Source organism: Cupriavidus sp. 01T418, assembly GCF_056398885.1.
In genome coordinates this window covers 65886-79894 of record NZ_JBFTQG010000032.1, presented here as the reverse complement: position 1 = coordinate 79894, position 14009 = coordinate 65886, and the positions used below count along the sequence as shown (strand labels likewise).

Below are 14009 nucleotides of genomic sequence, written 5' to 3'. Positions count from 1 at the left end.
GTCGTGGATCGGGCCGTACTGGGCGCGGAACTCGACGGGCTCTCGCCGCAAGCGCTGGGGGAACTCGCCGAGCGCACGCAGCTCTTCGCCAAACTGGCACCGGCGCACAAGGCGGCCATCGTCAAGGCCCTGCGGGCGCGCGGCCGGGTGGTGGGCGTACTGGGCGATGGCATCAACGACGGGCCCGCGCTCAAGGCGGCCGACGTGGGCATCTCGGTGGACAGCGGCACCGATATCGCGAAGGAATCGGCCAGCATCATCCTGCTGGAAAAGAGCCTGCTGGTGCTGCACGACGGCGTGATCGAGGGCCGCAAGGTCTTTGCCAACCTGCTCAAGTACCTGCGCATGGGCGCGAGTTCGAACTTCGGCAATATGTTCAGCGTGCTTGGCGCGAGTGCCTGGCTGCCGTTCCTGCCGATGGCGCCGATCCAGGTGCTGACCAACAATCTGCTCTACGATTTCTCGCAGACCGCGCTGCCGACCGACAACGTCGACGAGGAAGCCATCAGCCGCCCGCGCCGCTGGGAGATCGGCAAGATCGGCCGCTACATCCTGTGCATCGGCCCGATCAGTTCGGTGTTCGACTACATCACCTTTGCGACGCTCTATTGGGTACTGGGCGCCAGCACGCCCGCGCAGCAGCACCTGTTCCAGACCGGCTGGTTCCTGGAATCGCTGCTGTCGCAAACCCTGATCGTCCATGTGATCCGCACCCGACGGATTCCCTTTGTACAAAGCCGCGGCAGCACGGCGCTGATTGCCACCACGCTCGCGATCTGCGTGACCGGCATCTGGCTGCCATACTCGCCACTCGCAGCGCCATTGGGGCTGGTGGCCGCGCCACGCCTGTTCTGGGTGTTCCTGCTGCCGATCCTCCTCGGCTATTGCTGCCTGACCTATGCGCTGCGCGGCTGGCTGGTCAAGCGCTTCTCGATCGACTGAACTGCGTGAACAGGGACCTCCCCGCGCCAGCCGCGCTTGTGCTGCACGGCGCAAGGACTACAGTGCATTCTGACGCGATCGTGAGCCCCGCCGACGGGTGCCCCTATGTCGTGGTGCCGGGCGGCGTGACCCGGACGCTACTGGACTCCATGACTGTCCCCGTACGCTTATCTCACTGACGGCTTCGGCCTTGCGGCGTCTAGTCCAAGGCGAGGCGCCGGCATTCCGGCTCGGGGTGCCGGGCCGGGCAACCTGCAACAGCTATAGGTGGCGATATGTCAATCTTCATCATGATCACGCGCATTTCCGTGGAATCGCTGCGCCAGCCGAGATCGCTGGAGGCGCTGGAGCGGCACGTCGAGGAGCAGGTCGCCAAGGCATGCCCGGAGGTCAAGTGGATCGGCTCCTATGCGCTGCTCGGCCCCTACGACTACCTGGACATTTTCGACGCGCCGGATATCGAAGCCGCGACGCGCGTCTCCATCCTCGTGCGCGCCTATGGCCATGGGACGACGGAGGTGTATCCGGCGGTCGACTGGGGCCGCTTCAAGCACCTGGTTCAGAATCTTCCGACGGAGTGAGGGCGCCCCCCGGCGAGGGCAAAGGGACTGGAGCCGCGCTCGTCCCTTGGTGTATCTTTGATGTCTTTACGCAAAATGCGGCGTTTTCGCCGGGGACGCATCGAATGCTGACGATCTGGGGCCGGCCGAACTCGGTCAATGTGCAGAAGGTACTGTGGTGTTGCGACGAACTCGGCCTGCCGTTCAGGCGGATCGACGCGGGCATGCAGTTCGGCGGCAACAACGAGCCCGAATACCTGGCGATGAATCCGAACGGGCGCGTGCCGACGCTCATCGACGGCGACTTCGTGCTGTGGGAGTCGAATTCGATCCTGCGCTACCTCGCCATGCAGTACGGGAAAGACGCTACGCTGTATCCGGCCGAGCCGAAGGTGCGCGCGAGCGTGGATCGCTGGCTGGACTGGACGCTTTCGACCTTGCAGCCGGCGGAAAGGCCGGTCTTCTGGGGCTATGTGCGCACGCCCGCCGCCGAGCGCGACGTGGCACGCCTGAGCGCCGAAGTCGCCGTCGCGGCGGGCTTGTGGCAGATTCTCGACAGGCAGCTGCAAGGCCGCGATTTTCTCGAAGGCGACGGGTTCACGCTCGCCGACCTCGTGCTGGGCGCCTACGCGCGGCGCTGGTATGGCCTCGACGACCAGATCGACCGCCCCGCAACGCCGGACCTGGATCGCTGGTACCGGCGTGTCGGCGAACGTGCCGGCTTCCGGCAATACGTTAGCGTGCCGCTCAGCTGACCCGCCGCAACCCAAGGCGCATCCCCTCATCACCTCCGACTTCCCATGACCGTCATCCTGCACACCTGGAACACGCCGAACGGACGCAAGATCAGCGTCGCGCTTGAGGAAATGGCGCTGCCCTACACCGTCAAGACGGTGAATATCAACAAGGGCGAGCAATACCAGCCGGACTTCCTGCGCATCAGCCCCAACAACCGGATTCCGGCCATCGTCGATCCCGATGGTCCGGATGGCCAGCCGATCAGCGTGTTCGAATCCGGCGCGATCCTGCTTTACCTCGGGGAAAAGACGGGCAAGTTCCTGCCCGCGTCCCTGCGCGACCGGGTCCCGGTGCTGGAATGGCTGATGTGGCAGATGGGGGGCTTCGGGCCCATGCCGGGACAGGTGCATCACTTCCGCACGGTCGAGCCGGAGGCGGACCGGCACTATGGGCTCAAGCGCTACTCGGAGGAAACCAACCGCCTCTATGGCGTGCTGGACCGGCGGCTCGCGGAGGTGGAATATGTCGCGGGCGAGCTGACAGTGGCGGACTTCGCCATCCTGGGCTGGGCGTGGCGCCATGAGCGTCACCAGGTTTCGCTGGATCGTTTTCCCAACGTCAGGCGCTGGTACGAGGCCTTGTTCGCGCGCCCGGGCGTGCAGCGCGGCTTTGCGGTCAAGCTGGACGACGCGGCCTGAATCGGGCTGGCATCGGATCCGCCTGCACGAGGGCTCCACGCAGATCCATCGGCTCAATACCGTGCGGTGTTGATTGATGGTTTCCGTCATGGAGATGCGGGGAGCTGGCGCTTGCGCAACAGGTAGCGCTGCGTGCCTTCCAGCACGAGCACCGCGGACTGGTTATGCACCGTTGTACGCATGGTCAGCACGCCGGTGCTCCGGTTCGGCGCGAGTTCGCTGACTTCCAGCGCGCTGTAAAGGGTATCGCCGACAAAGACGGGATGCAGGAAGCGGCTGCTCTGGTCGATGAAGCCCTTCAGCGATTCCTCGACCATATGCGGAAAGAGTCCGGCGCCCGCAGCAGTCTGGATCACGACCTGGAAGCCATGGGCAAGCATGTGCGGCATGCCGTGCGCCCGGCAGTATTCCGCGTCGTAATGCACGGGATGGTTATCGCCGCTGGCGAGCTGGAACGCGGCAAACAGCGCGTCGGTCATGGTGCGGGAAGGCAGTACGAAGCGCTCCCCGACGGTGAAATCCTCGAAATACCGCTGTGCGCACATGCGGTGCTGGCCGGGGTCGAATGCGGTGGTGGCGTCGGGTCGGGTCATGCTTCACTGCTCCTTGATATTGGCCGCCTGCGCGACGGTCCGCCATTTGGCGATTTCGCTGTGCACATGCGTGGCCAGCGACTGCGGCGTGGGATCGGATTCGAGCACAAGGCCCATTTCGAAGGCGCGCTTCTTCAGGCCGGGGTCGGCAAGCGCACGGCGCAACGCGCCATTGAGCGTGGCGATCACCGCCGCCGGCGTGCCCGCGGGGACGAAGGCGCCATTCCATGTGTAGGCCTCGTAGCCCGGTACCGCCTCCGCGATGGCCGGCGCGTCCGGCGTCTGCGCAAGGCGCGCCTGCATCGACGTGGCAATGAGCCGCACCGTCCCCGCGCGCACCTGCGCGAGTCCCGTCGGTGCGCTGTCGATCATGAAGCCGATCTGCCCGCCGATCAGGTCGGTCATGGCGGGCCCGGTCCCGCGGTACGGGATGTGCGTGGTCTTGAGCCCCGCCTTCAGGTTCAGCAGCTCGGTGGCAACATGGGGCGCGCTGCCGCTGCCGGCCGAACCATAGTTGATCTGCCCCGGGTGCGCTTTCACGTACGCCAGGAAGTCGGCGAGATTCCGTGCCGGGAAGTTCTTGTTCACCAGCAGCACCAGGGGCGCCTTGGCCGCAAGTCCGACCGGGGCGAAGTCCTGCGTGGTGCGGTAGGGCAGGCGGGGCACGATACTCTCGTTGACCGCGTGCGCCACGGTCGTCAACAGGACCACATAGCCATCCGGCCTGGCTTTCGCCACGTAATCGGTGCCGACCACCGTGCCGGCACCCGTGCGGTTTTCCACGATCATCGGTTCGCCAAGCTGTTTGCCCCATTGCTCGGCCAGCACGCGCGCAAAGGCATCGGTCGGTCCGCCGGCGGCGTATGGCACCACAAGCCGTACTGCCTGGGTTGGCCATGCCTCGTTCGCGCCGGCGCCAGTCGGCTGGGCCGCGAGCAGGGCAAGGAAGATCGGGGCGCTCCGGCGCAGGGTTTCCATGAATCGCATGCATTCACTCCGCTTTCGTTGAGATCGGGACGATCAGGCTTGCCAGGATGGCTTGCGCTTCTCCACGAACGCGGCGATGCCTTCCCTCGCGTCGTCTGTCGCCATCACATTGCCGAAGCTCTCCACTGCCGAGGCCACGCCGTGCCGGTAGCCGTTGTCATTGGCGTGCATGAAGGCCTTGCGTCCCATCCTGACGACGACGGGCGATTTCGCGCTCAGCGTCCGGGCAAGCGCCCTGGCCTCGCGCATGACGTCCTGCTCGGGCACCACGCGGCCGACCAGTCCGAGTGACATGGCCTCGGCGGCGTCGAATGCGCGGCCGGTGAAAAGCAGGTCGAACGCGCGGTGGCGGCCAATCACGCGCGGCAGGTGCGTGTAGTGGATGGCGGGAGTCAGTCCGACGTCGATTTCCGGATAGCCGAAGGTGGCCGTGTCGGCGGCGACGATCATGTCGCAGGAGATTGCCAGCGTCATGCCGCCGCCGCGGGCGGTGCCGTTCACGGCGGCAATGGACGGCTTGCCCAGGTGGAATTGCGCGTCGCACAGTTCGTTGTACAGCTTGTCGACCAGGCCGAGGACCTGCGCCGGCGGCGCGCCATGCAGCGCATCCAGCCTCAGGCCGGCGCAGAAGCGCCGGGGCACTGCGCTGCCCAGTATGACGGCCCTGACCGAGTCATCCTTGGCCGCGCGCCGCAGCGCAAGCAGCAGATCGTCGATCATGGCCTCGTCCAGGGCATTGACGGGCGCGCTATCGAGGCAGATCTCGGCGACCCGGTCGCGTACTTCATACTTGACTGACGGCATGGCTATTCCTGTAATCATGCGGCCGTGGACAGGCCGTGGATGTCATTGGTTTCGGCGCAGGCAACCACGCCGCGCGCCTTGAAATGTTCGATGGACTCGGGCGCATAGCCCGCCTGCAACAGGATCTCGTCCGTGTGCTGGCCCAGCAAAGGCGGCGCGCGGTGCGCTTGCCGGCTGCCGCCGCGAAAGCGGACGGGCAAGCCCATATTCCGCACCTTGCCCAGCACCGGATGTTCGGATTCGGCGATCAGCGCGCGCTCGGCCACTTGCGGGTGTGCCAGCGCCTGGTCCAGCGTGTGAATCGGGGAGCAGGCCACGCCCGCCTTGCGCAGCACGTCCAGCCAGTAGGCAACCGGCTGGGTACGGATGCGCGCCTGGACCATCTCGACCGTCTCGGCGAAGTGCGCGACGCGAGCCGCGTTGGTGGCGAAGCGCGGCGCGTCGACCACATCCTGCAGCCCGGCGACCGGGCAGAAGCGGCGCCACTGCGCGTCGTTGCCCACGCCGATCATCACCGGCCCGTCGGCTGCGTCGAACACCTGGTAGGGCGCCATGGCCGGATGCGCGGTGCCCATGGGCCGCGGCACCTTGCCGCTGAGCCAGTAGTTCTGGGCGAGATAGCCCATGAAGCCCATGGCCGTATCCAGCAAGGACACCTCCAGATGCATGCCGCGGCCGGTCTTCTGCCGCTCGATCAGCGCGGCCAGGATGCCGCTGAACGCATGCATGCCGGTACCAAGGTCCACCGGCGAGAAGCTGGCGCGTGCATGCTGCCCGCCGGGCTGGCCCATGGTGCTGATCATGCCGCTGAATGCCTGCAGCATGACGTCGTAGCCGGGCTCCTGGCCCAGGGGCCCAGAGCGGCCGTAGCCGGAAATCTCGCAGTAGATCAACGCCGGGTTCAGCGCGGCCAGCGTGTCGTAGTCCACGCCCAGCCTGGCAGCGGCGCCGCCGCCGAAGCCTTGCAGTACGACGTCCGCCTTGGCCGCCAGCGCCTGGACGATCTGCCTGCCTTCGCTGGTCTTGAGGTCGACGGCGAGGCTGCGCTTGTTGTGATTGACGGCCAGGAAGGTGGCGGACTGTCCGCGATCCTGCGGCAGCCAGGCGCGGGTATCGTCGCCGCTGCCGAGCGGTTCGACCTTGATGACCTCGGCGCCCAGTTCGCCCAGGTACTGCCCGCACAAGGGGCCGGCCAGCACCTTGCTCAAATCGAGGACGCGAATGCCCTGCAATGCGATCATGAATGTGTCTCCAAAACAGGTGGACAGCGAGGTCGACAGCGAGGTCGACAGCGAGGTCGACAGCGAGGTCGACGGCGGACTCCGCCCAGGCTTGCGGGCGCAAGTCCGGCGTCGTGTTGTCGCAATGGGAAGCCGGGCGGCTACTCGGGCTTGATGTCGATGGAACGGGCCAGGGCCGTCCATCGCGCTGCGTCGCGATTCACATAGGCCTGCAATGCGGCGGGCGCCATATGAAAAGGCTCCGCCCCGCGTGCAATCAGCGCACTGCCGTAGCCCGGGTCGCTCGCGCTTTGCGCCACGGCCTGGCGCAGCGTCTCGACAATGGCGGGCGGCGTTTTCGCGGAGGCCTGCAGGGACAGCCAGAACTTCAGGTCCAGCGCCGGATAGCCGGCTTCCTGCAGCGTCGGCACATCCGGCAGCAGGGGAGAGCGCGCAGCGGCGGTGATCGCCAGCGCCTTGAGCTTGCCGCCCTGTATCTGGCCGATGGCGGTGGTCATGCTGTCGAAGAGGAAATCCACATTCCCGGCCATGACGTCGGTGCTTGCCGGCGCGCTGCCCTTGTAGGGCACGGCCACCGCGCTGAAGCCCGCCTCCTTCTGCAGCAGTGCGCCATAGATATGCGGCGAGCTGCCGGCGCCGAAGGTGGCGTAGGTGAGATTGTTCGGCCGCTGCCTGCCGATGCGCACCAGGTCCGCCACGGTGTTGACGCCCAGCTTGCCCGGATGCACCACCAGCACGTTCGGCACCGTCGCCACCACGCCGATGGCCACCAGGTCGCGTTGCGGGCGGAAGCGCAAGTCGGGGAACAGCAGCGGATTGACGGCGTGCATGCCGACCGTGTTCAGCAGCAGCGTATAGCCGTCGGCGTTGGCGTCGAGCACAGACTGCGTGCCGAGATTGCCGCCGGCGCCGGGCTTGTTCTCGACCACCACGGGCTGGCCGAGCCGATTGCCCAGCGGGATGGCAATCAGGCGTGCCACGAAGTCCCCGGGGCCGCCCGCTGCGAACGGGACGACAAGCTTGACCGGTCGCGACGGCCATTGCGCCGCAAGGAGCGGGCGGGTGAGCATGGATGCGGCTGCGCCCGTCAGGAATGTACGGCGGCTGAGTCCCATTGAGTCTCCGTGGATTATCTGTCTTGGCATCCGCGTGCATTGCGCGGAAGCTGGGCTCACTATGGGCTTGGACACGCTATATGTCCAAGATAGATTTTTGATACGGAGTATATATTCGTGATATACCCTGCCGGATCTTGCTCCCACTGTGCCGCCGCCCGGCAGGTGCCGTGGTGTCGCATGCGGAGACTGGCCTATGTCGATCGATGTACGTGGACTCAGATGCTTCCTGGCGGTCGTGTCGGCGGGATCGATTTCCCGAGCGGCGGAGAACATGCATCTGGCGCAGCCGGCGCTGAGTCTCCAGATCAAGCACATCGAGGAAGATCTGGGCGTGGCCCTCTTCATGCGCAGCCACAAGGGCGTCGCGCCGACCGCCGCGGGGCTGAGGTTCGAAGGCCACGCCAGGGATATCCTCAAGCGGCTCGACGTCGCCTGGGAGGACGTGCGCGACCTGGTGACCGATCCGGCAGGCAGGGTCGCGATCGGCCTGCCGCAATCCATGGCGAAGATCCTGACCGTGCCGCTGGTGCGGGAAGCCATCCGCCGCTGGCCGAAGGTCCGGTTGCAGGTGGTCGAGCTCAGCACCGGGTATATCCCCGATCATCTGCTGAGCGGGCGCGTCGATATTGGCCTGACCTTCCAGGCGGATGCCGGCTCCGGCCTGCTGTTCGAGCACGTTGTCGACGAGGACCTCATCCTGCTGGCGCCGCCGGGGCAGTTCGCCGATGCCCGCAAGAGCGGAGCCGATCTGACCAGGACGGTCCGGTTCAGGGACCTTCACCGCTTCCCCATGATCCTGCCCGCGGGCGAGCATGGCCTGCGCACGTTGATCGACGGCTATCTGCGCGCCCATGATGTCGAGCTCACGGTGCTGGCGGAGGTGAATGCCATTCCGCAACTCATCAATCTCGCGGCGGCAGGGGTGGGCTGCACGATTCTCTCCTACGCATCGGTCTGCGCGGAATTGCACGATGGCCTGCTGTCCGCGGCGCGGATCACCCATCCGGGCATGTCGCGCCCCGTCTATCTGTGCCGGTCCGCCACCATGCCGCTGTCGAGCGCGGTCTCGGCCGTGCTGGACCTGCTCATGGAAACGGTTCGCTCGCTGATCGCCGATGGCCAGTGGCCGGCCCGCGTGGGAGGAGGGCGGCGGCCAGCGAGCGCTTAGTCCGACGCCTGGCCGTCCGAAAGCAGGACCGACACTTTCGACTGCACCCCTGCGGCATGCACATCTCTACGCCAGATCGCCAGATCTTATGCGGAAAACGTCCAAGGATCGGCGAAACCATTCGTTCCTTTCACATAGCCCCGTCGGTAGTCTTCTTCCCTGACACCAGCCTGCCCACACAAGGAAGGCCATGAAACGCGGCGCGAAGGCGCCATTTCACGACGAGAAGACGGGAGCAAGACACATGATTCGCAAGCTGGCCATCGGATTCGCAGCACTGGCCGCGATCGGTTCCACCCAGGCCGCCTGGGCCAACACCAATCTGTTGAACGTTTCGTACGACCCGACGCGGGAGCTGTACGTGGACGTGAATGCCGCCTTCGCCAAGGCGTGGAAGGCCAAGGGTGGCGATGCCTTGACCATCCGCCAGTCGCACGGCGGCTCGGGCAAGCAGGCGCGTTCGGTGATCGACGGGCTGGACGCGGATGTGGTCACACTGGCGCTGGGCTATGACCTCGATGCCATTGCCGAGAAGGGCTTGCTCAAGCCGGACTGGCAGAAACGCCTGCCGCACAATGCTTCGCCTTATACCTCGACCATCGTGTTCCTGGTGCGCAAGGGCAACCCCAAGGGCATCAAGGACTGGAACGACCTGGTCAAGCCGGGTGTGCAGGTGATCACGCCCAACCCGAAGACCTCGGGCGGCGCGCGCTGGAACTACCTGGCAGCCTGGGGCTATGCACTGCGCCAGCCGGGCGGCAACGAGCAGAAGGCCAGGGAGTTCGTCGGCCAGTTGCTGAAGAACGTGCCGGTGCTGGACTCCGGCGCCCGTGGCGCTACCACGACCTTTGTCGAGCGCGGCCTGGGCGACGTGCTGATTGCCTGGGAGAACGAAGCCATCCTGGCGATCAAGGAGCTGGGCCCGGACAAGTTCGACATCGTCGCGCCGTCGGTCTCGATCCTGGCCGAGCCGCCGGTGGCGGTGGTGGACAAGGTGGTGGACAAGAAGGGCACGCGCAAGGTGGCTGAAGCCTACCTGCAGTTCCTCTACACCGACGAGGGCCAGGAAATCGCGGCCAGGAATTACTACCGTCCGATCTCGGAAAAGATCGCGGCCAAGTACGCGGCCAATTTCCCGAAGGTCAAGCTGTTCACCATCGACGAGGCCTTTGGCGGCTGGCAGAAAGCGCAGAAGGCGCATTTCGCCGATGGCGGTTCGTTCGACCAGGTCTACCAGCCCGGCAAGAAGTAATCAACGGCATGGGCGCGGCGCCGACCGCGTCCGCCGGTTCATTCCATAGAGAAGGAAGCCCGATGTCCATCCTGACCCTGTCCGGCAGTCCGTCCGCCCCGTCCCGCTCCGGGCACCTGCTGTCGCATCTGCGCAGCGTGCTCGAAGGCGCCGGCGAGCGTACCAGCCATCTGGCGCTGCGCGAGCTTCCACCCGCGGCGCTGCTGGCGGCCAGGGTGGACGATCCCGATATCGCAGCCGCCATCCGCGCTGTGGCCGAGGCCAAGGTGGTCATTCTTGCCACGCCGGTCTACAAGGCTGCCTACAGCGGCCTGCTCAAGACGTTCCTTGACCTGCTGCCGCAAAGCGGCCTGCGCGACAAGGTGGTGCTGCCGATTGCCACCGGCGGCAGCCTGGCGCACACGCTGGCCATCGACTACGCGCTGCGGCCCGTGCTGTCGGCACTGGGTTCGCGCCATATCCTGCCGGGCATTTTTGCCGTGGACCAGCAGATCGCATATTCCGGTGCGCAGGGCCTGGCACTGGACCCCGCGCTGGTGGCGCGGCTCGATGAGGGCGTGTTGCGCCTGCGCGAAGCGCTGGCCCATTCTCGTATCGAGGTGCCGCTCGACGTGTTGTCCGGCACGCTCGCCCGCGCCACACAGCGGCAGGCGGCGGCCGAACGATGTTCCGCCTGAATGGAAGCGGGCGGCGTGACAGCCGCTTCCCAATCCAGTCATATCCGTCATTGCCATGACGCCCGTTCGCAGGCGGGCAGGGAGGCTTGCGGCCTCGCGCTGCCGCTGCTCGCACGACCACGTTTGAACCTTGCCCAGGAACATCGACATGAACTCGCCAGTCTTCACGCATCGCGACAAGCCCGACAATCACAAAACGCTGGCTGACAGCGGCACGCGCCGCCTGCTGCTGGCCGCGCTGGTTGCGGCCACGGGCCTGGCCTACGCCTTGCTGCCAGGCCGCGCGCAGGCGGAGGAGGTCAACCCGAAGCTGCTGCGCATCGGCTACCAGAAGTACGGCACGCTGACCTTGCTCAAGGCACGCGGCACGCTGGAGAAGCGTCTCGCACCGCAAGGCATCACCGTCAAGTGGACGGAGTTTCCGGCCGGCCCGCAATTGCTTGAAGGCCTGAACGTGGGGGCGATCGATTTCGGCACGGCAGGCGAGGCACCGCCGATTTTCGCGCAGGCCGCTGGCGCGCAACTGGTCTATATCGGCAACGAACCGCCGTCCCCGAGCGCCGAGGCCATCGTGGTGCCGAAGGGCTCCGCGCTGAAGTCGGTGGCGGACCTGCGCGGCAAGCGCGTGGCGCTGAACAAGGGCTCGAACGTGCATTACCTGCTGGTGCGCCTGTTGGAGAAGGCCGGGGTGCGGTACAGCGAGATCCAGCCGGTCTACCTGGCGCCGGCCGATGCCCGCGCGGCCTTCGAGCGAGGCGCGGTGGATGCCTGGGTGATCTGGGATCCGTTCCTGGCCGCCGCGGAAAAGCAACTGAGCGCCCGTGTGCTGGCCGATGGCAAGGAGGTGGTCAGCAATCACCAGTTCTATCTTGCCTCGCGCGGCTATGCGCAAGCGAAGCCGGATGTGGTCAAGGCGATCCTGGATGAGCTGGCCACGCTGGGCAGTTGGGCGGAGCAGAGCCCGCGCGAAGCGACTGCCGTGCTGGTTCCCCAGCTTGGGTTGGACCCCGCCGTGGTGGAACTGGCGGTATCGCGCTTCGCCTACGGCGCCAGGCCGGTGACGCCGGCAGTGCTGGCAGAGCAGCAGCGCATCGCGGATGCGTTCTACACGCTCAAGCTGATCCCCAGGCCGGTCAAGGTGGCGGACGCCGCGTGGCAGGCACAGCGTTGAGCGAGGCGGGCGAACAGGGCCGTCATATCGAACGGCCGACATCAACAAGACAAGCTGACGAGGCACGCACATGCAAGTTTTCTGGTTTATCCCCACGCACGGCGACAGCCGCTATCTCGGCACCTCGGAAGGGGCGCGCGAGGTCAATCTCGATTACCTGAAGCAGATCGCCAGCGCGGCCGATACGCTCGGCTACGAAGGCGTGCTGATTCCCACCGGCCGCTCCTGCGAGGATCCCTGGGTGGTGGCCTCCACGCTCGCCGCGGTCACTCGCCGGCTGCGCTTCCTGGTGGCCGTGCGCCCCGGGCTGATGGCACCCACGCTGGCTGCGCGCATGGCGGCGACCTTCGACCGCCTCTCGGGTGGGCGCTTGCTGGTGAACCTGGTGACCGGCGGCGATGCGTCCGAACTGGAAGGCGACGGGCTGTTCCTGGACCATGCGCAGCGCTACGAAGCCTCGGCTGAATTCATCCGCATCTGGCGCGAGGTGCTGGCCGCCAGCCATGAAAGCGCCGCCATCGACTACGCAGGCAAGCACCTCAAGGTCAAGGGCGCCAAAATCGTGTTCCCGCCGCTGCAGCGGCCGCATCCGCCGGTGTATTTCGGCGGCTCCTCGGAGGCGGCGCATGCGTTGGCCGGTGAACATGTGGATACCTATCTGACCTGGGGCGAACCACCCGCCGAGGTGGCGAAGAAGCTCGCCGATGTGCGCCAGCGCGCGGCGCGCCATGGCCGCACGGTCAAGTTCGGCATCCGTCTGCATGTGATCGTGCGCGAGACCGATGACGAAGCCTGGGCAGTCGCCGGCAAGCTGATCAGCAAGCTCGACGACGATACCGTGGCGCGCGCGCAGGCAGTTTTCGCCAAGATGGATTCCGAAGGCCAGCGCCGCATGGCCGCGCTGCATGCCGGCGGTGGCAAGCGCAGCCGCGCGGAGTTGGAAATCAGCCCCAACCTGTGGGCCGGCGTGGGCCTGGTCCGGGGCGGCGCGGGCACCGCGCTGGTGGGCGATCCGCAAACCGTGGCGGCGCGCCTGCAGGAGTACGCGGAACTGGGCATCGAAACCTTCGTGCTGTCCGGCTACCCGCATCTGGAGGAAGCCTACCGCTTCGCCGAACTGGTGTTCCCGCTGCTGCCGCGTTCCGTGCGCGACAAGCTGCCGGGCAAGGTCTTGTCGGGGCCTTTCGGTGAAGTCATGGCGACCGGTATCGTGCCGCGCGCGGCACAGCGCTGAAGGAGACCACCATGTCCGCTCCGCTGACTCCTGCGCCGCGCCGCGCCGGCTGGCTGAACAAGGCACTCGGCTCCGCCGCCCCCTGGGCGGTGCCGGTGCTGCTGGTGGTGGTGTGGCAACTGGCTTCGCAGTTCGGTTGGTTGTCGAATCRCATCCTGCCCGCGCCCTTCGATGTGGTGAAGGCCGCCTGGGGCCTGGCCATCACGGGCGAGTTGTGGCGCCATGTGTGGGTCAGCAGCTGGCGCGCCGTGCTCGGCTTCACCATCGGCGGCGGCTTCGGGCTGCTGCTGGGCCTGCTTACCGGCACCTTCCGTCCGGCCGCGACGCTGCTCGACAGCACCCTGCAAATGGTGCGCAACATTCCCACGCTGGCGCTGATCCCGCTGGTCATCCTGTGGTTCGGCATCGACGAGACCGCCAAGCTGTTCCTGGTTGCGCTGGGTGTGTTCTTCCCGATCTACCTGAACACCTACCACGGCATCCGCTCGGTCGATCCGGGCCTGATCGAGATGGCGAAGAGCTACGGCCTGTCGGGCTCGCGCCTGTACCGCGAGGTGATCCTGCCGGGCGCGTTGCCCAACATCCTGGTCGGCGTGCGTTTCTCGCTCGGCCTGATGTGGGTGATCCTGATCGTGGCCGAGACCATCTCGGCGCAGTCGGGCATCGGCTACATGACCATGAACGCGCGCGAGTTCCTGCAGACCGACGTGGTGCTGGTGGGCATCTTGCTCTACGCGCTGCTGGGCAAGCTGGCCGATCTGCTGTCGCGCGGACTGGAGCGCTTCTGGCTGCGCTGGCATCCCGGCTACCAGGCCCACTGAGCCTG

Annotated in this window: 15 protein-coding genes; 10 read left to right on the top strand and 5 right to left on the bottom strand. The window is 66.4% G+C overall.

Going from position 1 to position 14009, the window contains the following annotated elements:
• The 4 genes from AC1DQ3_RS25500 to AC1DQ3_RS25485 form a co-directional block, all read left to right on the top strand.
• Window positions 1-942, top strand: a 942-nt coding sequence (locus AC1DQ3_RS25500) for an HAD-IC family P-type ATPase (RefSeq protein ID WP_477122939.1), incomplete at its 5' end; no start/stop codon positions are given.
• Window positions 943-1217: 275 nt separating this feature from the next.
• Window positions 1218-1523 (top strand): GYD domain-containing protein, encoded by a 306-nt coding sequence (locus AC1DQ3_RS25495; protein WP_477122938.1) that lies wholly within the window; start codon window positions 1218-1220, stop codon window positions 1521-1523.
• A gap of 104 nt (window positions 1524-1627) precedes the next feature.
• Window positions 1628-2257, top strand: coding sequence for a glutathione S-transferase family protein (locus tag AC1DQ3_RS25490; protein WP_477122937.1), 630 nt, complete (start codon window positions 1628-1630; stop codon window positions 2255-2257).
• A gap of 45 nt (window positions 2258-2302) precedes the next feature.
• Complete coding sequence (locus AC1DQ3_RS25485; RefSeq protein WP_477122936.1) at window positions 2303-2938, top strand: glutathione S-transferase family protein; 636 nt, start codon at window positions 2303-2305, stop codon at window positions 2936-2938.
• Window positions 2939-3024: 86 nt separating this feature from the next.
• Here the strand turns inward: AC1DQ3_RS25485 and AC1DQ3_RS25480 are convergent, their stop codons facing one another.
• The 5 genes from AC1DQ3_RS25480 to AC1DQ3_RS25460 all read right to left on the bottom strand — a co-directional run bounded on the left by AC1DQ3_RS25480 (window position 3025) and on the right by AC1DQ3_RS25460 (window position 7678).
• Complete coding sequence (locus AC1DQ3_RS25480) at window positions 3025-3531, bottom strand: MaoC family dehydratase (RefSeq protein ID WP_477122935.1); 507 nt, start codon at window positions 3529-3531, stop codon at window positions 3025-3027.
• 3 nt (window positions 3532-3534) lie between these two features.
• Entirely contained in the window at window positions 3535-4509 is a 975-nt protein-coding gene (locus AC1DQ3_RS25475) for a Bug family tripartite tricarboxylate transporter substrate binding protein (protein ID WP_477122944.1), read from the bottom strand.
• A gap of 42 nt (window positions 4510-4551) precedes the next feature.
• Window positions 4552-5322, bottom strand: a complete 771-nt coding sequence (locus AC1DQ3_RS25470) for an enoyl-CoA hydratase/isomerase family protein (RefSeq protein WP_477122934.1) — start codon at window positions 5320-5322, stop codon at window positions 4552-4554.
• Window positions 5323-5336: 14 nt separating this feature from the next.
• Window positions 5337-6563, bottom strand: coding sequence for a CaiB/BaiF CoA transferase family protein (locus tag AC1DQ3_RS25465; RefSeq protein ID WP_477122933.1), 1227 nt, complete (start codon window positions 6561-6563; stop codon window positions 5337-5339).
• Between the two features lie 140 nt (window positions 6564-6703).
• Window positions 6704-7678 (bottom strand): Bug family tripartite tricarboxylate transporter substrate binding protein, encoded by a 975-nt coding sequence (locus AC1DQ3_RS25460; RefSeq protein ID WP_477122932.1) that lies wholly within the window; start codon window positions 7676-7678, stop codon window positions 6704-6706.
• 196 nt (window positions 7679-7874) lie between these two features.
• Here AC1DQ3_RS25460 and AC1DQ3_RS25455 point away from each other — a divergent pair, with 196 nt between their 5' ends.
• The 6 genes from AC1DQ3_RS25455 to ssuC all read left to right on the top strand — a co-directional run bounded on the left by AC1DQ3_RS25455 (window position 7875) and on the right by ssuC (window position 14004).
• On the top strand, window positions 7875-8849 hold the full coding sequence (locus AC1DQ3_RS25455) for a LysR family transcriptional regulator (RefSeq protein ID WP_477122931.1): 975 nt from the start codon (window positions 7875-7877) through the stop codon (window positions 8847-8849).
• 244 nt (window positions 8850-9093) lie between these two features.
• On the top strand, window positions 9094-10101 hold the full coding sequence (locus AC1DQ3_RS25450) for a sulfate ABC transporter substrate-binding protein (protein ID WP_477122930.1): 1008 nt from the start codon (window positions 9094-9096) through the stop codon (window positions 10099-10101).
• Between the two features lie 62 nt (window positions 10102-10163).
• Window positions 10164-10778, top strand: a complete 615-nt coding sequence (gene ssuE, locus AC1DQ3_RS25445; protein WP_477122929.1) for an NADPH-dependent FMN reductase — start codon at window positions 10164-10166, stop codon at window positions 10776-10778.
• 148 nt (window positions 10779-10926) lie between these two features.
• Window positions 10927-11949 carry a sulfonate ABC transporter substrate-binding protein gene (locus AC1DQ3_RS25440; protein ID WP_477122928.1) on the top strand — a complete coding sequence of 341 codons (1023 nt, stop codon included), beginning with the start codon at window positions 10927-10929 and terminating at the stop codon, window positions 11947-11949.
• Between the two features lie 70 nt (window positions 11950-12019).
• The gene (gene ssuD, locus AC1DQ3_RS25435) at window positions 12020-13183 is read left to right on the top strand and encodes an FMNH2-dependent alkanesulfonate monooxygenase (protein ID WP_477122927.1); all 1164 of its coding nucleotides are present in this window, start codon (window positions 12020-12022) and stop codon (window positions 13181-13183) included.
• Between the two features lie 11 nt (window positions 13184-13194).
• A complete protein-coding gene (gene ssuC / locus AC1DQ3_RS25430) occupies window positions 13195-14004 on the top strand; it encodes an aliphatic sulfonate ABC transporter permease SsuC (protein ID WP_477122926.1) in 810 nt (269 codons plus the stop codon).
• Window positions 14005-14009 lie beyond the last annotated feature (5 nt).